At 70.6% G+C, this 19,495-nt stretch carries 16 protein-coding genes and 1 pseudogene; 7 read left to right on the top strand and 10 right to left on the bottom strand.

The features are described from left to right. The first annotated feature begins 115 nt into the window (after positions 1–115). Positions 116–2,206: a PhoX family phosphatase gene (locus OG453_RS03080; RefSeq protein ID WP_266864246.1), complete on the top strand. Its 2,091-nt coding sequence runs from the start codon at positions 116–118 to the stop codon at positions 2,204–2,206. Between the two features lie 71 nt (positions 2,207–2,277). Here OG453_RS03080 and OG453_RS03075 read toward each other — a convergent pair whose 3' ends face one another. Continuing rightward, positions 2,278–3,444: a hypothetical protein gene (locus OG453_RS03075; protein ID WP_266864244.1), complete on the bottom strand. Its 1,167-nt coding sequence runs from the start codon at positions 3,442–3,444 to the stop codon at positions 2,278–2,280. A 216-nt stretch (positions 3,445–3,660) separates the two neighbouring features. Continuing rightward, entirely contained in the window at positions 3,661–4,620 is a 960-nt protein-coding gene (locus OG453_RS03070) for a LysR family transcriptional regulator (protein WP_266864242.1), read from the bottom strand. Between the two features lie 200 nt (positions 4,621–4,820). Here OG453_RS03070 and snpA point away from each other — a divergent pair, with 200 nt between their 5' ends. Beyond that, complete coding sequence (gene snpA, locus OG453_RS03065) at positions 4,821–5,492, top strand: snapalysin (RefSeq protein WP_266864241.1); 672 nt, start codon at positions 4,821–4,823, stop codon at positions 5,490–5,492. Positions 5,493–5,600: 108 nt separating this feature from the next. Here the strand turns inward: snpA and OG453_RS03060 are convergent, their stop codons facing one another. Together OG453_RS03060 and OG453_RS03055 are read right to left on the bottom strand one after the other, a co-directional pair. Beyond that, complete coding sequence (locus OG453_RS03060) at positions 5,601–7,565, bottom strand: FUSC family protein (RefSeq protein WP_266864239.1); 1,965 nt, start codon at positions 7,563–7,565, stop codon at positions 5,601–5,603. Between the two features lie 38 nt (positions 7,566–7,603). After that, positions 7,604–8,632 carry an endonuclease/exonuclease/phosphatase family protein gene (locus OG453_RS03055; RefSeq protein ID WP_266869686.1) on the bottom strand — a complete coding sequence of 343 codons (1,029 nt, stop codon included), beginning with the start codon at positions 8,630–8,632 and terminating at the stop codon, positions 7,604–7,606. 364 nt (positions 8,633–8,996) lie between these two features. On the opposite strand from OG453_RS03055, the gene OG453_RS03050 reads away from it, so the two are divergent. After that, on the top strand, positions 8,997–10,271 hold the full coding sequence (locus tag OG453_RS03050; RefSeq protein ID WP_266869685.1) for a cytochrome P450: 1,275 nt from the start codon (positions 8,997–8,999) through the stop codon (positions 10,269–10,271). Here OG453_RS03050 and OG453_RS03045 read toward each other — a convergent pair. The 3 genes from OG453_RS03045 to OG453_RS03035 all read right to left on the bottom strand — a co-directional run bounded on the left by OG453_RS03045 (position 10,204) and on the right by OG453_RS03035 (position 12,533). Then, complete coding sequence (locus tag OG453_RS03045) at positions 10,204–10,551, bottom strand: hypothetical protein (RefSeq protein WP_323178595.1); 348 nt, start codon at positions 10,549–10,551, stop codon at positions 10,204–10,206. The genes OG453_RS03050 and OG453_RS03045 overlap by 68 nt on opposite strands. A 117-nt stretch (positions 10,552–10,668) precedes the next feature. After that, positions 10,669–11,520, bottom strand: a complete 852-nt coding sequence (locus OG453_RS03040) for an ABC transporter permease (protein ID WP_266864237.1) — start codon at positions 11,518–11,520, stop codon at positions 10,669–10,671. Beyond that, entirely contained in the window at positions 11,517–12,533 is a 1,017-nt protein-coding gene (locus tag OG453_RS03035; RefSeq protein WP_266864236.1) for an ATP-binding cassette domain-containing protein, read from the bottom strand. Before OG453_RS03035 ends, OG453_RS03040 begins: the two co-directional genes overlap by 4 nt. A gap of 157 nt (positions 12,534–12,690) precedes the next feature. Here OG453_RS03035 and OG453_RS03030 point away from each other — a divergent pair, with 157 nt between their 5' ends. After that, a complete protein-coding gene (locus OG453_RS03030; protein WP_266864234.1) occupies positions 12,691–13,131 on the top strand; it encodes an SH3 domain-containing protein in 441 nt (146 codons plus the stop codon). A 72-nt stretch (positions 13,132–13,203) separates the two neighbouring features. Further along, the gene (locus OG453_RS03025; RefSeq protein ID WP_266864233.1) at positions 13,204–13,620 is read left to right on the top strand and encodes a hypothetical protein; all 417 of its coding nucleotides are present in this window, start codon (positions 13,204–13,206) and stop codon (positions 13,618–13,620) included. 8 nt (positions 13,621–13,628) lie between these two features. Here the strand turns inward: OG453_RS03025 and OG453_RS03020 are convergent, their stop codons facing one another. Then, positions 13,629–14,912 carry an SGNH/GDSL hydrolase family protein gene (locus OG453_RS03020; RefSeq protein WP_266864231.1) on the bottom strand — a complete coding sequence of 428 codons (1,284 nt, stop codon included), beginning with the start codon at positions 14,910–14,912 and terminating at the stop codon, positions 13,629–13,631. 164 nt (positions 14,913–15,076) lie between these two features. Here OG453_RS03020 and OG453_RS03015 point away from each other — a divergent pair, with 164 nt between their 5' ends. Beyond that, a complete protein-coding gene (locus tag OG453_RS03015) occupies positions 15,077–15,991 on the top strand; it encodes a LysR family transcriptional regulator (RefSeq protein ID WP_266864229.1) in 915 nt (304 codons plus the stop codon). Positions 15,992–16,017: 26 nt separating this feature from the next. Beyond that, complete coding sequence (locus OG453_RS03010) at positions 16,018–16,644, top strand: MarC family protein (protein WP_266864227.1); 627 nt, start codon at positions 16,018–16,020, stop codon at positions 16,642–16,644. Between the two features lie 21 nt (positions 16,645–16,665). Here OG453_RS03010 and OG453_RS03005 read toward each other — a convergent pair whose 3' ends face one another. Next, positions 16,666–18,513 carry an alkyl/aryl-sulfatase gene (locus tag OG453_RS03005; RefSeq protein WP_266864225.1) on the bottom strand — a complete coding sequence of 616 codons (1,848 nt, stop codon included), beginning with the start codon at positions 18,511–18,513 and terminating at the stop codon, positions 16,666–16,668. A 186-nt stretch (positions 18,514–18,699) separates the two neighbouring features. Further along, positions 18,700–19,038: pseudogene (locus tag OG453_RS03000) on the bottom strand (hypothetical protein); the annotation flags it as partial. Positions 19,039–19,495 lie beyond the last annotated feature (457 nt).

The raw sequence follows: 19,495 nt of genomic DNA, 5'->3' as shown, positions 1-19,495 counted from the left end.
ACTGCCCTATGTGCGCCCCCGGTTCACCTCCCGTTCACCCGGCGTCCGCCGCCCTGCACTCCGCCACCCCTAGCGTCGCCGCGGAAACAAGCCACGCCCACAAAACGGAGGAACCGTGCGCAAGCTGCTGCCGATCATCACCTCGCACCAGGGGAGCGGCGGCCGTTCCGCCATGACCTGCCGTTTCCGCTGCGGTGACGCCTGCTTCCACGAGGTGCCCAACACCAGCGACAACGAGTACGTCGGCGACGTCATAGCCGGCGCGCTCAGCCGCCGCTCGATGATGCGCGCCGCGGCCGTCGTGACGGTCGCCGGTGCCGCCGGCGGCGCCGTCATCGCCGGTCCCGCCGCCCCGCAGGCCACCGCGGCCGCCCAGAAACCGTCGTCGCAAAAGAGCAAAACGGGGGCGCGCGGACTCCGCTTCACGCCCGTCGCGCCCAACACCACCGACGCCGTAACCGTCCCCGACGGCTACGCCCAGAATGTCGTCATCCGCTGGGGCGAGCCCATCCTCCGCGGCGCCCCCGCCTTCGACGCGGACAAGCAGACCGCGAAGGCGCAGGCCGGACAGTTCGGGTACAACAACGACTTCCTCTCCCTGCTGCCGCTGCACCGCGAGCACGGCCGCCAGGTCCTCGTCGCCAATCACGAGTACACGGACGAGATCCTGATGTTCAAGGGGTACGACCCCGAGAAGCCGACCCGCGAGCAGGTCGAGATCGCCTGGGCCGCGCACGGCCTCAGTGTCGTGGTCGTCGAGGAGGAGCGGAAGAGCGGGCAGCTCTCCGCCGTCTCCCGCCACCAGCTCAACCGGCGCCTGACCGCCACCAGCGAGTTCCGCCTCTCCGGCCCCGCCGCCGGCAGCGCGCTCGTCCGTACGAAGGCCGACCCGAAGGGCGTCACCGTCCTCGGCACCCTCAACAACTGCTCGGGCGGCACCACCCCGTGGGGCACCACCCTGCACGGCGAGGAAAACTTCAACCAGTACTTCGCCAACGCCGAGAAGGTGACGGACCCCACCGCTGCGGCCCGCCTCAAGCGGTACGGCGTCATCGGCGCCGCCTCCGAGCGCAAGTGGGAGCGGTACGACGACCGCTTCGACCTCGCCAAGGAGCCCAACGAGGCCAACCGCTTCGGCTGGGTCGTCGAACTCGACCCGTACGACCCGGAGTCGACCCCGCGCAAGCGCACCGCGCTCGGCCGCTTCAAGCACGAGGCCGCGCAGCCGCGGCTCACCGACGACGGCCGCCCCGTCGTCTACATGGGCGACGACGAGAAGTTCGACTACTTCTACAAGTTCGTCAGCAGCAAGCGCGTCGACAAGGGCCGCTCGCGCGCCGCCCACCAGCACAATCTCACCCTCCTCGACGAGGGCACGCTGTACGTCGCCAAGCTGACCGGCGACTCCCCGGCCGCCGAGATCGACGGCACCGGCAAGCTGCCCGCCGACGGCGAGTTCGACGGCAGCGGTACGTGGATCCCGCTCGCCACCGCGGGTCCGGGCGGAAAGGCCGTCTCGCACGTCGACGGCATGACCGCCGAAGAGGTGTACGTCTTCACGCGCCTCGCCGGTGACAAGGTCGGGGCCACCAAGATGGACCGCCCCGAGGACATCGAGCCGTCCCCGCACACCGGCAAGGTGTACGTCGCGCTGACGAACAACTCCGACCGCGGCAAGGCGGGCAAGGCCGGCGCGGACGAGGCCAACCCGCGGAACTTGAACAAGCACGGGCAGATCCTCGAGCTGACCGAGCGCCGCAATCGCGCCGATGCGACCACCTTCGCCTGGTCGCTGTTCCTCGTCGCGGGCGACCCGAACGACCCGGCGACGTACTTCGCGGGCTTCCCGAAGGACAAGGTCAGCCCGATCTCCTGCCCGGACAACGTCTCCTTCGACCCGCACGGCAACCTGTGGATCTCGACGGACGGCGCCCAACTCGGCTCGCACGACGGCCTGTTCGGTGTCGCGACCAAGGGTGACCGGCGCGGTGAGCTCAAGCAGTTCCTCACCATGCCGAAGGGCGCCGAGACCTGCGGCCCGATCGTCCAGGACCGCCGCGTGATCGTCGCCGTGCAGCACCCGGGCGAGATCGACGGGGCGTCGGTCGAGAAGCCCGCGAGCGTCTGGCCCGACGGACCCGGCAAGATCGTCCGTCCGTCGGTGGTCTCGGTGTGGCGCAAGGACGGCTGCGACATCGGCGTCTGAGCGTAGGCAGCAGGTATACGAGGATGGGGCACCCCGCAGGCGCGGGGTGCCCCATCCTCGTACTCACACGATCAGTCGTTCTGCTTGCGGCGGTACAGCGCGAAGCCGAGGCCCGCCGCGCCCAGCGCCGCCATGCCGCCGCCGGCCGCGATCAGCGGGGTGCTCGCGGCGGCCGGGGTGACGCCTTCGGAGCCGGCCTTGACGCCGCCCTTCGGGACGACCGGGGTGGACGTTCCGGAGCCGGTCTTGTGCTGGGGCTGCTGCGTGGGCTGCGGCTTCGGGGCCGGCTTGGCCTTGCCCTCGACCCAGGACTTGATGGTGCCGTCCGGGTTGAGGACGACGTACAGGCCGTTGTGCCGGCCGGTCACGGACTTGCCGTTGGCGTCCAGCGTGTCGAGCTTGGCGCCGTGGGCGTAGATGTCGGCCTGGTAGTGGTTCTTGCCGAGCTTGTAGATCTTGGCCAGGGAGCCGTCGGCCAGCTTGGCGCTGCGTACGTAGACACGCTTGCCGTCGGGCTGCGGCTTGGGCTTGGGCTTCGGGGCCGCCTTCTTGGTGATGGTGCCGTCGGCGGAGAGCGTGAAGGTGCAGCCGTCGATCTTGGTGCTCGCAGGGTTGATGTAGGCCTTCAGGGAGCCCTTGGGGGTGCCGTTGAGGGAGATGGACGCCTTGGCGGTGCGTGCGGACGCGTTGACGTCGACCTTCGCGGCCCAGCCGTTGCCGAGGTTGGTCACACCCTTGGAGACCCAGCCGCCGGGGACGGGCTTGTCTTTGTCTTTGTCCTTGTCCTTGTCGACGAGCTTGGCCGTGGCCGTGCCGTCCGGGGTCAGGGTGAAGGTGTTGCCGTCGATGGTGGTGCTTGAGGCGCTCTCGTACGCGGTGAGCGAGCCCTTCGCGACGCCGTCGAGGGATATGGATGCCTTGGCCGTGCGCGCGGAGGCGTTGACCTCGACGTCCGCGGTCCAGCCCTTGCCGAGGTCGGTCACACCCTTCGACTCCCAGCTGCCGGGCTGCGGCGTCTCCGTGTCGGTGTCCGTACCCGGGTTCGTGTCCTGGTCCTGCCCAGGGTCCTGCGCCTGGTCCTGTCCCTGGTCCTGACCTTGGTCGTCCGTGGCGACCTGGTGATCCTGCGGGGTGGACGGCGCGTCCGCGGCGAAGGCGGCCGTGGTCGGGACGGCGAGGGCGGCGATCGCTCCGGTGGCGATGGCGGCGGTGCGGAAGGTACGGCGGGTGGCGCGCATAGCGGAGATCCCTTGTGGCTGGTCGGGCGAGCTGTCCGTCTTTGTGCCCCTTTGCGGTGGCGACAGACATGAAGCTACGGGCGCCGTGTGTGCGTCATCCGTAGGAAAGGTAACAACCGGCCGCATAAGCTGACGCAGAACCGTAAACCGGCTAAAACTGCAGGTCAGGGATGCTCTGGCCGAAGGTCATCGGTTGGCCGGGACCAAGGTCCCGCGTCACGCCGCCGGGGCGGGCGCGTCCCCCGCCCGCCCCGTCCGCAGCAGCCACTCCCCATAGGCGGGAGCCTGCCGCGCCGCCTCCCAGTAGGCGGCCTCCAGCTCGCCGTACACCGCGTCGAGCTCCTGCTCCGTACGCGCCGCCACGAGCAGTCGTACGCCGAGGGGGTCGCCGTGCAGCGGCCGGACTGCCATGTCGGGTCTCGCCCGTGAGGTCGGCTGGCAGACGGTGACCACCTCGCCGGTGGCGACGAGGGATGACGCGGTGAGGTAATCGCCGTGCAGGACACGGGGGTTGATCCCGGCCGCACGCAGGACGCGGAGCAGCCCGTCCCACTCGCCGTCCACGGTCGGGTCGACCATCCACCGGTCGTCGGCGAGATCACTGAGGTGTACGACGGGCTGCGCGGCCGCCGGATGGTCGGCCGCGAGGAAGACGAACTGGGGCTCGCGCTGCATGAGCACCCGCGTGCGCAGTTCCTCGGGGAGCCGCAGCGGACTGCCCTCCACCTCGTGCACGAAGGCGATGTCGAGCTGCCCGTCGGCGACCATGCGCAGCAGCGCGTTCGCGGACACGTCCATCTGGAGCGAGGGCTCGGTGCCGGGCAGGTGGACGCGGAGCCGGCGCAGCCAGCCCGGTATGGCACGGCTTGCCGTGGAGCCGATGCGCAGCTGCTGGCCCTCGGCGGCGCGGGCGGCGGCCGCCTTGGTCTCGCTGATGAGCGCCCGCATCTCGCTGACGAGGGGGCGGGCGCGGCTGAGGGCGACGCGGCCGAGCGGTGTCGGGCGGCAGCCGGTGCGCTCGCGGGCGAAGAGCTGGCCGCCGACCTCCTTCTCGATGCGCCGCAGCTGGGTGGTCAACGACGGCTGGCTCATGCCAAGTTGGCGTGCGGCCTTGTGCAGGCTGCCGGTGTCGGCGATGGCGCACAGCGCGCGGAGGTGCCTCACCTCGAGCTCCATGGTCAGTGAGCGTAGAGCGGTGAGCGGCGGCGCACCAGACTCACAAACCCCACGGGAAGCACGCGAGTTGGGCGCGGCGGGGGCGCGGGTGATAGCCCGGCGCTATCGCCGATTGCCATCATCCCCAGACGCCCCTGGCTCCCCGACACTCCCCCTACCGAACCGTTCACCTTTCATCGAACGAGTAGGGAGCCCCCCACATGAACAAGCGTTACCTCTCGGTCGCGTCCGTCATCGGCCTCGCTGTCGCCGGTCTCGGCACGACGTCGGCGACGGCCGCGACCCCCACGCAGGCCTCCCCCTCCACCACCGCCGCGTACTCCCAGTACGCGGGCTCCGGTGAGGAGGCCGCGGCCAACAAGGCGTTCTTCGACGCCGTGTTGAAGTCGGTCGCGGAGAAGCGTGCGGCCAACCCCGGCGCGAAGCAGGTCACCGTGGTGTACGACGCCTCCGGTGCGCCGGCCTTCGCGCAGCAGATAGCCAGCAGTACCTCCATATGGAACAGCGCGGTGTCCAATGTGAAGCTCCAGGAGGGGAGTGGCGGTGCGAGCTTCGAGTACCGCGAGGGGAATGACCCGCGTGGCTCGTACGCGAGCACGGACGGCCACGGCAACGGGTACATCTTCTTGGACTACGCGCAGAACCAGGAGTACGACTCGACGCGCGTGACGGCGCACGAGACAGGGCACGTCCTCGGTCTTCCGGACCACTACGAGGGCCCCTGCAGCGAGCTGATGTCCGGAGGCGGCCCCGGCACCTCCTGCACCAACTCGCAGCCGGACGCGAATGAGCGTGCGCGGGTCGACCAGCTCTGGGCCAACGGCCTGGCCAAGGCCCTGGACAAGCTGAACAAGCTGGACAAGGTGAGCTGATTTCCCTCGCGGCAGCGCGGTGACCGGACAATCACCGGCTCCGCCGAGTTCGTCCTCAAACGCCGGACGGGCTGAAACTCAGCCCGTCCGGCGTTTGTGGCCGTCTCCCTACCCACGCGGCGAGGCAATCGCCCGCGCCGCGGCCACCTCCTGGCGGAGGGGCTCCAGGACGCTGTCCTTGGGGCCGGTGAAATGGGCCGAGACCTCTTCCAGGGTCTCGGAGTTCCGCATGCCCTGCGCCAGCTCCCGCAGCTGAGCGGCGACTTCGGGCACTTCCGCAGGAGCGGGCGGCGCCGCCCCATGCCGAATCCGCACCCGCGCAGCGGTAGTTGCGTCCACCACCCGCTCCACGGCGACCATCAGCGGCCACCACGCCGCGGCCCGCGTCCCCACCGGCGGCGGCTCGGTCAGCGCCCGCTGGAACTCCGTACGGATGACGGAGAGATCCCGGTAGAGACGGCGCCGCATCCGCGCCCGCGCCGCCGGGTCCTCGGTGGCGCCGAACGCGCACTCCACGTACGAAGCCGTATCGGCCACCGCGTCCGCGAGCCGGTCCCCGATCCGCGTGTGCCAGCTCTCCGGCCAGAGCAGATACCCGGCCACCAGCGAGATCGCGCAGCCGATCAGGCTGTCGACGAGGCGCGGCACGACGAGCCCGAACCCCTGGTGGTTCAGGATGTCCGACAGAAGCAGGATCACCGGGGTGATCGCGGCCGTCTGGTAGCCGTAGCCGCGCGGGGTCAACGCCGGGATGAGCGCGGCGAGGGCCATCATCACCGGCACGTCCCACCACCCCCGCGGCACCTCCGCGAGGACCGCCGCCGCCACCACGAGCCCCGCCACCGTGCCGAGCGCCCGCAGCACCGCGCGCGAGAAGACCGAGCCGAAGTCGGGCTTGAGGACGAAGGTGACGGTGAGCGCCACCCAGTACGAGCGCGGCACCTCGATCAGAGAGACGAGGGACTGCGCGATGCCGATGCAGAGCGCGAGCCGCAGGCCGTAGCGCCAGGACGCGCCGGTCAGCAGGACGTTGCGGGCCGCGCGGCGGGCGCGTACGCGCAGGGCGGCGGGGCGGCCGAGGCGGTCGTCGACGTTGACGATGCCGTGCGGGTCGGGGTCGTTGAGGGTCTCGGCGACGTGGCGCAGCGCGTGGTCGACGGCGCGGGCCGAGGGGCTGCCCGGTTCGGGGAGCACGGGCTCGGGGACCGTCACTTCGCCGGGACCGGCGATCGCGTCCGCAAGCCGCCGCACCTCTTCCGGCACTTCCGGCGGCAGCGGTACGCCCGCCTGGTGCGCGGCGGGCGCGGCCTCGACGACCGAGGTGATCGCGTTCAACTGGGCGATCAGGCGCACCAGTTCGGGGTTGCGGCCGTGCGAGCGGGTGCGGCGGGCGAGGACCAGGTCGTACGACTGGTTCAGCGAGGCCGTGACGGCGATGCGGGCATCGCCGTACCCGTCCGTGCCCGCGGCTTCGAGCAGTGCGGCCACGCTGCGGTACGTGCCGGCGACGGCGGCCCGCTCCGGGACGCCGGACCGCATCGGCCAGGCGAGCAGCGCGAGGGCGAGGACGAGCAGCCCGCCGCCGGTCATCAGGACGGGGGCGAGCCACCATTCCCCCGGCATCGGAAGTCCCGCCCCCACCACGGAGTTGAGCAGCAGGAGCAGTCCCGACACGGAGGCCACCGCGCCGATCGTCGACATCATCCCGGAGACGAGGGCGACGAGCGTGACGACCCCGACCGCGACCCAGCCGTGCCCGAAGACGAGCGAGCCGACGGTGACGCCGAGAGCGCCGAAGAGCTGCGGCACGGCGATGTTGTAGATCCGCATGCGGTACGCGTCGGCGGTGTCGCCGATGACGCCGGAGAGCGCCCCCATGGAGGCGAGCGCTCCGTAGGCGGGCTTGCCGGCCGCGAGGCCGATGACGAGCGGCAGCGCCATCGCGACGGAGGCGCGGGCGACCGCGGCCCACGGCACGGGCGCGGACTGCGGTTTGAGCGTCCTGACCAGCCAGCCGGGCGGGGCGAGTGTGCTCAGGGGGCCCGCGGGGCCGGGTGATTCGGGACGGGGCATGCGCCCATTATCGCCGTTTTACGTGACTTGCCCGGACCTCAGCGATCCTGCTTCTGCCGATGCAACGTCAGGTCCACGACCAGGGCCCGGTGGTCCGTGTCGCCGATCTCCAGGAAGCGGGCGTCACGGGCCGAGAAGTCCGGGGTGGCGAGCACATGGTCGATCTGGGTGCCCAGCGGGGACATCAGGGCGGACGGCCAGCTGGGGGTGCGGGCGGAGCCCGCGAGCCGGGCGGCGTCGCGCAGACCGCCCGCGTCGAGGATGTCGCGGAAGGCGGCATGGTCCTGGGTGGCGTTGAAGTCGCCCCCGATGATGGTGGAGCCGCCCTTGCCCGCGGCGGCGTAGTCGCGAAGACCGCCGAGCTCCGAGCGCCATACGTGGACCTGCTTGGGCAGCGGCGGCATCGGGTGGGCGAGCTGGACGCGGATCTCGTGGCCGTCCTTCAGCTCGGCCACGGCGCCGGGCATGCCGAGGGTGCCGGGGATGCCGCTGGCCTTCTTCAGCGGGAACTTGCTGACGATGAGCGAGCCCTCCGCGCCGCTCGCCTCGCTGCCGCTGCGGTACGGGTACTCGGAGCGGGGCAGCTTGTCGCGGAGCGTGTCGGAGCAGGTGTAGTCGCACTCCGGGACGAAGAGCAGGTCCGGTTTCTCCTTCCGGACGGCGTCGACCAGACCTGGGGTCCCGCGCCCGAACTCGACGTTGGACGCCATGACGCGGATCTCGGCGACGGCGGGCCCGTCCGGGGCGTCGGCCCGGCCGTAGGGCTCCAGGAACCAGGCGACGCCGCCGAGGGCGAGGACTCCCCACACCAGGCCGATGCGCCACCTCGCCAGGGCGGCGAGCAGGAGGGCGGCGACGGTCGGGGCGAGGAGCCACGGGAGGAAGGCGAGGAGCTGCGGGACGGGGGTGAAGCCGTCGGAGTCGGCGACGCGGAAGCCGAGGAGGCCGGTGACGCCGGTCAGGAGCAGGGCGGCGAGGCAGGCGGAGCCCCGGCTCCGGAGCCGCCGCCGCGCCGGCTCGCCGCCCTCCGCCCGCTCCTCCTGCCGCCCTGCCGCTGCCGCCGTCATGCTGTCCAAGGACCGGCCTCTCCGTAGGGGTGGTTCTCGAATCTTCCCTGAGAGACGGATGGATGCGGGGAAAGGGTTCCTTTTCCCCGGTCGGCCGGCGCCGGCGCCAGATGGGCCTCAGATGGCACCAATTCGCCGCTCAAGTGGTGTCGCGACGACATCGCTGCGGGCGTTTCCGCGAGCCCAGACCTCGTCTCCAGAGGTGCTGTTCCCTGCTTGAGTGCTGAAAAACTCCCAGTTCAAAGGCGTGTTCACGGTCGGTGTGCCAATGTGGCTCGCAATGGCGCTGCGGATGCGCCATCATGGCGTCACGGAGCTCGCGCCCTGCGCCACCGAGCTCACGCCCCACCTCACGGAGGACCTCATGTCGTACGAGCCGACGGCCACCGGCAGCACCGCCGATGAGCCGCCCACCCTGCCCACCGACCGGCACACCGGCTGCCCCTTCGACCCGCCCGCCGGACTCACCGCGCTGAGCGACCGGCCGCTGCGCCGTATGCGCTACGCCGACGGACACCTGGGCTGGCTGGTCACCGACCATGCCGTGGCCCGCGAGCTCCTCGCCGACCCGCGCATCAGCTCCCGCTATGAACTCCTGCACCTGCCGGAGCCGGTGCCGGGGCACACGGGGGACGTACCGCCGGCGCCCGTCGGGGACATCATCGGCCTCGACGCCCCCGAACACACCCGCTACCGGCGGCTGCTCGTCGGCAAGTTCACCGTCCGCAGGATGCGCCGTCTCGCCGAGCGGGTCGAGCAGTTGACCGCCGAGTGCCTGGACGCCATGGAGCAGGCCGGGCCCACGGCCGACCTGGTGGAGGCGTTCGCGCACCCCGTGCCCGCGCTCATGATCTGCGAGCTGCTCGGTGTGCCGTACGCCGACCGGGATCGCTTCAACGGCCACGTGGCGACCATCTTCGACCAGGCGGCACAAGCGGAGGCGAAGGGCGAGGCCTATACGGAGCTGCTCAAGTACCAGGGCGAGCTCGTCCTCGCCAAGCGCGCCGAGCCCACCGACGACCTGCTCAGCGATCTGACCACCTCCGACCTCACCGACGAGGAACTGGCGGGAATCGGCGGGCTGTTGCTGGCCGCCGGGCTCGACACCACCGCGAACATGCTCGGCCTCGGCACCTTCGCCCTGCTGAGCAACCCCGACCAGCTGGATGCCCTGCGCGCCGACCCCGCGCTCGCCGAGCGGGCCGTGGAGGAACTGCTCCGCTACCTCAGCGTCGCCGACCCGCTCCTTCGGTCGGCGCTGGAGGACATCGAGGTGGCGGGCCAAGTGATCAAGGCGGGCGAGACGGTGACGATTTCCGTGCAGGCCGCCAATCGCGACGCGCGCAGGTTCCCCGACCCCGACCGCCTCGACATCCACCGCAAGGCCACCGGGCACCTGGCCTTCGGTCACGGCCCCCACCAGTGCCTGGGCCAGCAGCTCGCCCGCGTGGAGATGACGGTCGCGTTCCCCGCGCTGCTGGCCCGCTTCCCCGGACTGCGCCTCGCGGTGCCGCCGGCGGAGGTGCGGATGCGCGAGCACGCCAATATCTACGGGCCGGCAGCTCTGCCGGTCACTTGGACGGACTCGGCGGAGCCGGTGACCGACGGCGCCGCAGCAGCCACACGGCAACCGCGGTAGCCAGCCCCACCCCCAGAATCACCCACGCCGCCACCCGCAGCGCATGCGTCAACGCGTCGTAGACCGCCCCCGCCGCCGCCCTGGAGACGGTGGCGGGAAGGTCGTCCAGGGTGATGCCGCGGGTCACCGTGACGGCCACGGCGAGGAACGCCCCCGCGAGGGCCGTGCCGAGGGACGTGAGGATGACGGCCCGGCGGCGGTGCAGGGCCAGCAGGATGCCGGCCACGGCGAGCAGCACCGCGGCGAGCGGGAGCCAGAGGCCCGCGACTTGGAGGGGCACGCCGCCAATACAAAGCCCCGGTCACGCGATGCGCGACCGAGGCGACTGCATATGGGGCAAGTACTTCCCGCTCCCGGGCGACTTCCCGCTCCTGGGCTACTTGCCGTTGCTCCTGAGCTACTTGCGGTTGTAGAGCCGCATCGTCACAGGACCGAAGACAGCGACGAGCAGCACCGCCCAGCCGAGCGCCCAGACCAGCGACGAGCCCGGTGACGTACCCGCCATCAGATCGCGGACGGCGGAGGCGACATGGGTGATCGGGTTGTTGTTCACGAAGGCCTGCAGCCAGCCCGGCATCGTCTCGGGCTTCACGAAGATGTCGCTGAGGAAGGTCAGCGGGAACAGCACCATCATGCTGACGCCCATCACCGACTTCTCGGTGCGCAGCAGGAGCCCGAACATCGTCCACACCCACGAGAAGGCGAACGAGAAGACCAGGAGCAGCAGCACTCCGGCGAGGACGCCGAGGGCGCCGCCGTCCGGGCGGAAGCCGATGACCATGCCGACGGCCAGCATGACCAGGGACGCGATGGCGTAGCGCAGCATGTCGCCGAGCAGGTAGCCGACCATCACCGAGGGGCGCCAGATCGGCAGCGTACGGAAGCGGTCGAAGACGCCCTTCTCGATGTCGATGTTCACCGAGACGCCCGTGTACATGGTGATCATGACGACGGACATCACGAGGATGCCCGGCAGCAGGTACTGGATGTACTCGCTCGGCGATCCGGCGAGCGCCCCTCCGAAGAGGTACGTGTACATCAGCACCATCATGATCGGGAACGCCGTCACGTCGAAGAGCTGCTCCGGCACATGCTTGATCTTGAGCATGGCCCGCCAGCCGAACGTCAGGGACGCGGCGAACGCGCTGGGGCGCTGCGGCCGGTCACCGGCGATCAGGAGCTCGGCGAGGGACTCGGCCCTGACTGGCGCGAGGTCCTGGGCCTCGGAGGTGGTGGTCGCGGTGCTCATGCCGATGCCTCTTCCTTCGCCGTGCCAGTGGTTCCAGCCGTGTCCGTTACGTCGTGAGGGGCACCGGTCAGGGCGAGGAAGACCTCGTCCAGGCTCGGCTGGCCCAGGGAGAAGTTGTCGACGGTGATCCCGTTGTGGGCCAGTTCCGCGAGCGCGCGGGACGCCTTCTCGGCCGCGCCCCTGCCGTTGCGCTCGCCGTTGCCGACGCGGGCGGTGAGCGCGACCGGGTCCGGCTCCAGCTGGACCTCCGCGTCGAGCGCGATCCGCAGCACCTTCTCGGCCTCGGCCCGCTGCTCCGCGTCCCGCAGCCGCACATGCACGGAGCCCGCGCCGACCGACGCCTTCAGCTCGCCCTTGGTGCCCTCGGCGATGACCTTGCCGTGGTCGATGACGGCGATGCGGGATGCGAGGTGATCGGCCTCGTCCAGGTACTGGGTGGTGAGCAGAACGGTCGTCCCGTGCCCGACGACGGCCCGCACGATGTCCCAGACCTGGTTGCGGCTGCGCGGGTCGAGCCCGGTGGTGGGCTCGTCGAGGAACAGCAGATCAGGCGTGTTCAGGATGGATGCCGCGATGTCGATGCGGCGCCGCATGCCGCCGGAGTAGTTCTTCACCTGGCGGGCGGCCGCGTCGCTCAGCCCGAAGGCTTCGAGGAGCTGCGCCGACCTGTCGTACGCCGCTTTCCTGCCATGTCCCGTGAGGCGGCCGAGCAGCACCAGGTTCTCGGTGCCGGTCAGGTCCTCGTCGACCGATGCGTACTGACCGGTCAGGCTGACCCTGCTGCGTACGGCGTCGGCCTCGCGCACGACGTCATGGCCGAACACGTGGGCGTCGCCCCCGTCGGGCCGCAGCAGGGTGGCGAGCATCTTCACCGTGGTGGTCTTGCCGGCGCCGTTCGGGCCGAGCAGGCCGTACACGGTCCCGGCCGGGATGGTGAGGTCCACGCCGTCCACGGCGCGGGTGTCGCCGAAGGTCTTCACCAGGCCCGCGGTCTCGATGGCCACGCTGTTCATGTCCGTACGCCCTCTCCAGGTCAGTGCGTTCCGTTACGAGGTCAGACCGTCGCCGCGGCGCAAACTCATCGCCCGGTGGAGCGTTGGTCCGAACGGGTGTTTGCTGGAAGGTGGGGAGAAGGGGTGGAGGGGGAACGGGGGAGCGAGGAGGCCGATCATGCGGACCACTCCGGCCGTTCTGGGAACCCTTGCCGCCGCGCTCCTGACCGGTGGCACTCTGGCACTCGGGGGTGCTTCCCCAGCATCCGCCACAACAGCGGACGGCGACAACCACAACCGCCATCACGCCGTGATCTGGGGGAAGGTCGTCTCGCCCGGCGACCTGAAGGTGCGGGACGCGCCGTCCACCGGCGCCACGATCGTCGACCGTCTTTCGTCGGGCAGCCAGGACCGGGTCGAGTGCCAGACACGCGGTACGAGCGTCTTCGGCAATCCGCACTGGTACTGGCTCGGCGGTGTGCAGGGCTGGGCGAGTGCGGAGTACATCGACGTGGGCGGGAGGCATGTGCCGAGGTGTGCGGTGCCGCCGGATGATCCCTGCCCGCAGCACAAGCCGTGCTGTGACCCGTGTCCGGACGGCTGCAACCGCTACCACTGATGCCGTCGAGTTGCCTCTCGGCGGGTGCGGGTGTGCCCTGGTACTGGGGCGAAAGAGTCTGGAGGACCCGTCATGGCACATGCGGCACCGACTTCACCCACCTCACCCGCTTCATCCGCACCGCGGATCCTTGCCGGGTCCGGCACGACCTGGGCCGGGGTCTCGGCCGTGGTCATGGGCTTTCTGTACGGCATCGTGGTGGTCCAGCGGGACGCCGGTTCGGTCGCGGACGGCAACGCCTGGCTCGGCATCGTCACCGGTGTCCTCTTCGCCGCCCTCTTCATGGGCATGTACGCGATGGCGCCCCGCCTGCCGCGCGAACTGCGCGCGACGGCGTGGGCGACCTTCGCCGGTGTGACGTTCGGTTACGCATACAGCCAGGGGATGCCGGGCCCGTCCGTCCTGCGCTCCACGATCATGGCGCTCGGCATCGCGGTGGCGGTGTTCATGGTGACGTTCTACCGCTACTACACGCGCGAGACGGACTGAGCGGGCCCCTACAGCACTGCCAGGTCCACCGCCCGAGCCATCGCCCGGTACCCCGCGTCGTTGGGGTGCAGGTGGTCCCCGCTGTCGTACTCCGGAGCGATCCGCTCCGGATCAGCGGGGTCCGCCAGCGCCTTGTCGAAGTCGACGTACGCGTCGTACTCACCCGAACTCCGCACCCAGGCGTTGAACTCCTCGCTCACCGCGGCCGCCCGCTCCCCGTAGTGGTCGGAGCCCCCCAGCGGCAGCAGCGTCGCCCCCACCGCCTTGACGCCCTTCGCGTGCGCCGCGCGGATCAGCGCCCGGTGGCCCGCGATCAGCTCCGCCGCGCTGACCTTCGGCGCGGGCTTGTACGTCGGGGTGTCGCTCTCGCTGAAGCCGATGTCGTTCACGCCCGCGAGGACGAGCACCGTGCCCACCCCCGGCAGGTCAAGCGCGTCGCGTCCGATCCGCGCCGTGCCCCGCTCGCCGTACCAGGCGGAGTCGTTGAGGACGAGGTTGCCGCCGATGCCCGCGTTGAGCACGGGCCGCGGGGTGCCCTCCTGCGCGAGGCGTTCGGCGAGGGCGTCGGACCAGCGGCGGTTGCGATCGGTGGAGGAGGCGAAGCCGTCGGTGATGGAGTCGCCGAAGAGCACGATCCCGTCCCTGTTCCCGTCCCCGCGGCGGGACTTCTGCCCGCCCACATCCACCCCGGACAGGAAGTACCAGGACTCCGTCGACGCGTCGAACGCCGACGCCCCCGTGTCCCCGGTGTGCTCGCCCTCCGCCCGGTAGCTCGTCGCGAACGACTGCGCGTGGAAGGTCGCGGGACCGGTCGTCCGCGCCAGATGCAGCGTGACCGTCACCGAGTCGAAGGCCTTCAGGTCCAACCCGGCCTTGTCGCTGGAGAGTTGGCCGTGCGCCGGGATAGAGACCGACCGCCTCCCCTCGAAGGTGAGCCGCCGCAGCGAGCCCTCCTCGACCGCGGCCCCCTTCTCCGTACGGGCGATGGTCGCGCCCGCGATGTGCAGCGGGGACGTGCCGTACGCGTTGGAGAGCCGGATGCGCGCTCTGTCGCCGCCTTCGGTGACGCGGACGACCTGGCGCAGGGTCTGACCGGAGAAGCCGTCCTCCGACCAGTTCGGCTTGAATCCGGTGCTCGCGCGCTGCGGTGACGCGGCCCACGCGGCGGTCCAGGCCGCCTCCTTGCGGGGTTCGTGGCCGGCGGAGGCCTGCGCGCCGGTGACGGCGAGGCCCGCCGTCAGGGCGAGGGCGGCGGTGGCGGCGACAGCGGACTTGCGGGTACGCGAAAGCATGGAAATCTCCGGGGAGTTGAGGAAAGAGAAGCGAATTCGGTCCGTGGTGAACCGGACTCCTCAAAGATCCGCCGATGCCGCCCCCCGATCAACGGCGATCCATGAAACGATTACCGCGCTCAGGCTTATCGATGCAGGTCAGGCACGGTTCACCGGGAGGGCACGTGGAGCGGCAGGAGCTCGAAACCTTTCTCACGCTCGCCGAGGAGCTGCACTTCGGCCGCACCGCCGAGCGCCTCCTCCTCTCCCAGGCCCGCGTCAGCCAGACCGTGAAGCGCCTTGAGCGCAAGATCGGCGCCCCGCTCTTCGAGCGCACGAGCCGCAGGGTGCAGATGTCTCCCCTCGGCCGTCAGCTCTACGACGATCTCGCCCCGCTGCACAGCGAGATGGAGGCCGCGCTCGCCCGCGCCAAGGGCGTAGCGCGCGGCGTCGACGGCGAGTTGACCATCGGCTTCCTCGGCTCCGGCGCCGGCACGCTGACGAGCGCGATCCTGGAGACGTTCCGCGAGCGCCGCCCGCGCTGCGAGGTGCGGATGCGCGAGACCCAGTTCGAGGACCCGCTGGGCGCGCTGCGCGGCGGCACGGTCGACGTCCTGTTCACCTGCCTGCCGGTGGAGGAGCCGGACCTGACGGTCGGCCCCGTCGTCATCAACGAACCCCGCGCGCTCGCCGTACCGCTCGGCCACCGCCTCGCCGGGCGGGCGAGCGTCTCCCTGGAGGAGCTGGCGGGCGAGACGTTCTTCGGCGTGGTCAACGGCGCACCCGCCTACTGGTGGGACTTCCACGTCCCGCCGCGCACGCCGAGCGGCCGCCCGATCCGCCGCGGCCGCTCCGTCGCCGGCTTCCAGGAGCTGATGACGCTGGTGGCCACGGGGCAGGGGATTTCGCCGGTGGTGGCATCCGTGGAGAAGTACTACGCGCGGCCGGACATCACCTTCGTACCCCTGCACGACGTCCCGTCGGCGGACGTCGCGCTGATCTGGCGCACGGCGACGGAGGGCTCGAATCCGAGCGTCGACGCCTTCATCCACGCCGTCCGCGACACGGTCGAGGCGAACGGCGGCCCGGCCCCCTTCTAGCCCGTTCTGCGGCGATCATTCCGTGCGTGAACGCTCTGAGCTATTCCGCCGCATTCATCACCTTCTTCTCCGTCGTCGGCCCGCCCAAGGTGCTGCTCGCCTTCGGCGGCCTCGCGCACAACCATCAGGTCGCCGAACTCCGGAAGATCGCCCTCGTCTCGTCGGCCGCCGCCGTACTGGTGGGCCTGGTCGCGGGGTTCACCGCGCCGTGGCTGCTCGACCTCTTCCACATCAGTACGCCCGCGCTCCAGCTCGCGGGCGGCCTCATCTTCTTCATCTACGCCGTGGGGCTCGTCCTCGGAATCCACCTCGGCTCGGACGGCTCGGACCAGGACGCGTCCGATCTCGTCAGCGGCGTACGGCAGTTGCTGATGCCGTACATCGTGAGTCCGCTCGCCATGACGGCCGTGCTCATCGAGGCGGCGGCCCGCGACTCCTGGTCGTGGCGGTCGACGGTCGTCGGCGCGTACGTGACCGTGATCGCCATGGACCTGGTCTGCGTGATCGTCCTCGCCCGCCTCATGCGCGGCACGCACCACGCGACCGTCGAGCTCTTCGGACGGCTGCTCGGTCTGCTGCTCGCCGCCGTCGGCGTGGACCTGGTCCTCGACGGGCTCTTCGCACTCGGTGTTCCCGGCCTGGAACGCGAGTGACCAGCTGAAGAAGACCTGGACTCAGGGGGTCACCACGCCAAAGGACCTGTCCGGCTTTGTCGCGTACGACAGAAGGCGGGCAAGCAGCTCCGGATCGCCCTCGGTCACGATCCCGCCCAGGCCCTTCCCTGCCAGTACGCCCAGGAGTTGGGGCCTGGTGAGGGTCAGCGTGAGCCCCGCCGATGTGTGCGGGAACTCGCCGAACGGGGTGTCCCGGTGGGTGAGCGCGCCATTGTGCAGGGTCAGGCGGTGGCGGTGCTGTTCGTCGGTGAGGACGAGGTCGATGGTGAGGCTCTCGTCCCAGGCGCGCGGTCCGTCGATGGTGACCGCGATCGAGTCGATGAGCTGCTCGGTAGTGAGCGCCATCGCCACCTCGGGGTTGGACAGATCGACGTCGTTGGAGCCGGGCCCCTGGCGCAGTTCGAGGGCCGAGGTCAGATAGAAGTTGCGCCAGGTGCCGTTCTCGGCCCCGCGCCCCAGCCGCTCGTACACGCCTGCCAGGGCCTCGCGCGCGGCCGTGTTCCCGGCGTCGGCGAAGACGATGTGGTTGAGGAGCGTGGCGGCGAACCGCAGATCACCGGCGTCGATGTACGCCCGGGCCTTGGCAAGGGCCTCGTCCGCACCGCCCGCCAACTCCACGTACCGTTTGGCCAGTTCGACCGGCGGGTGCTCCCACAGGTGGGCGACATTGCCGTCGAACCACCCCAGATAGCGCTGGTAGATCGCCTTCACGTTGTGGCTGACCGAGCCGTAGTAGCCGCGCGCGTGCCAGGCCCGCTCCAGGGCGGGCGGCAGCTTCAGCTCCTCGGCGATCTCGGGGCCGGTCAGCCCCTGGTTGATCATCCGCAGCGTCTGGTCGTGCAGATACGCGTACAGATCCCGCTGCTCGGCGAGGAACCTCACCACGTTGCGCCGGCCCCACGTCGGCCAGTGGTGCGAGGCGAAGGCGACGTCGTACGTCTCGTCGAAGAAGCCGATGGCCTCGTCGAGGTAGCGGGACCAGACGCGGGCGTCGCGGACCACGGCACCGCGCAGGGTCAGGATGTTGTGCATGTTGTGCGTGGCGTTCTCGGCCAGGCACAGGGCGCGCTTGTCGGGGAAGGAGAAGTTCATCTCGGCGGGCGCCTCAGTCCCCGGCGTGAGCTGGAAGACCATGCGTACGCCGTCGACCACCTCCTCCTGACCGGTGCGGGTGACGTCCACGGTGGGCGGGATGAGGGTGAAGGTGCCGGTCGACGTGGTCATGCCCAGGCCCGCGCCGATCTGGCCGTCGGGCGACTTCGGCAGCCGGTCGCCGTACATGAAGCTCGCGCGCCGTGTCATGGCCGGGCCCGCGTAGACGTTCTCGCTGACCGCGTGCTCCAGGAACCCCTTGGGCGCCAGGATCGGTACGCCGTCGCCGATGCCCCGCGGCAGGACGCCGCGCGAGCCGCCGAAGTGGTCGGCGTGCGAGTGCGTGTAGATGAGGCCGGTGACGCGGCGGTCCCCGCGGTGCTCGCGGTAGAGCGCGAGGGCGGCGGCCGCGCACTCGGCGGAGATCAGCGGGTCGATGACGATGACGCCGCGGTCGCCCTCGACGAGGGTCATGTTCGACAGGTCGAGGCCTCTGACCTGGTAGATCCCCTCGGTGACCTCGTACAGGCCCTGTCGCGCGCACAGCTGGGCCTGCCGCCACAGGCTGGGGTTGGCGCTCTCGGGGCAGTCGCCCCTGAGGAACCCGTACGCGTCGTTGTCCCAGACGACCCGCCCGTCGTCCGTCCTGATCACGGCCGGTACGAGAGCGCCGAGGAACCCGCGGTCGGCGCTCTCGAAGTCGGCGGTGTCCTCGAAGGGGAGGTTGCTCGCGGGGTCGCTGGCGCTGGCACTCATGGTGCGGTTCCGTTCGACGGAGCGGCGGGGTCAGGGGGCGTAGGGATCGCTGCCGGTGTCGCCCGAGGTCGCGGATCCGCCTGCGCCTGCGCCGGTGCCACCAGGAGTGCCCCAACTGCCAGTGCTCCCACTGGACTTGGCTGTCGACTTGGCAGCCCTGCCCGCGTCGTTGCGGTCCGAGCGGTCCGAGCGGTCCGTGCACAGCGCCCAGATGACGAAGACGCCGATCGCGATGGAGATGAATGCCCACACGGGCTGGTACGGCAGCCACATGAACTGCATGAGCACCGAGACCGTGGCCACCACTACGCCGGTCACCTTGCCCCAGGACGTGCCCTTCAGGACCCCGTAGCCGACGACGGCCACCAGGATGCCGAGGACGATGTGGATCCAGCCCCAGGTGGTCAGATTGAACTTGTAGACGTAGTCCCCGATGCGCTCGTACACGTCGTCCTTCGCGACGGCCGCGATGCCTTCGAGGATGCCGAGGATGCCGTTCATGAGCATCAGGACGCCGGCGAACATGGTGCCGCCGGATGCCCAGAGATTCTCGGCGCTCGCACCTCGGCGGGGGGCGCCGCCTGCGCCTCCGGACGGGGGATTGCTGGACGCGCTGCCGCTGCTCATGGCCGCCCCTCTTTCTGTCTGTACAGGTGTGTCCGAGCCTGGGGCGGCCGCCGGGGCCCCGCGACCGGGCCCGGGCCGTTGGAGTGACTGGGCTGACCAACCCGGCAGTGGATGAGTTGCCGGGGCCGCCCGGTTGTCCCGAGGTTGGCGGTTCCGGGCCGGGAGTCAAGGGCGCTCCTTCGTCGCGTCGGCTGCGCCGATTCCGCTTCGCTCCACCCTTGACACCCACCCCTCCACCGCGAGAGGGAAGACGACCGGGCGGCCACGAAGCGGGGCTCACGGGACTGCGGGGATGGGTCATCCGGCTTCGCTGCCGGGTGCGGACTAGTTCGTAGCAGCGCAGCCCGCTGAAGGG

Source organism: Streptomyces sp. NBC_01381 (assembly GCF_026340305.1).
Lineage (GTDB): Bacteria > Actinomycetota > Actinomycetes > Streptomycetales > Streptomycetaceae > Streptomyces.
The sequence above is the reverse complement of the archived record's forward strand: the minus strand, read 5'-3'. Positions and strand labels throughout refer to the sequence as shown.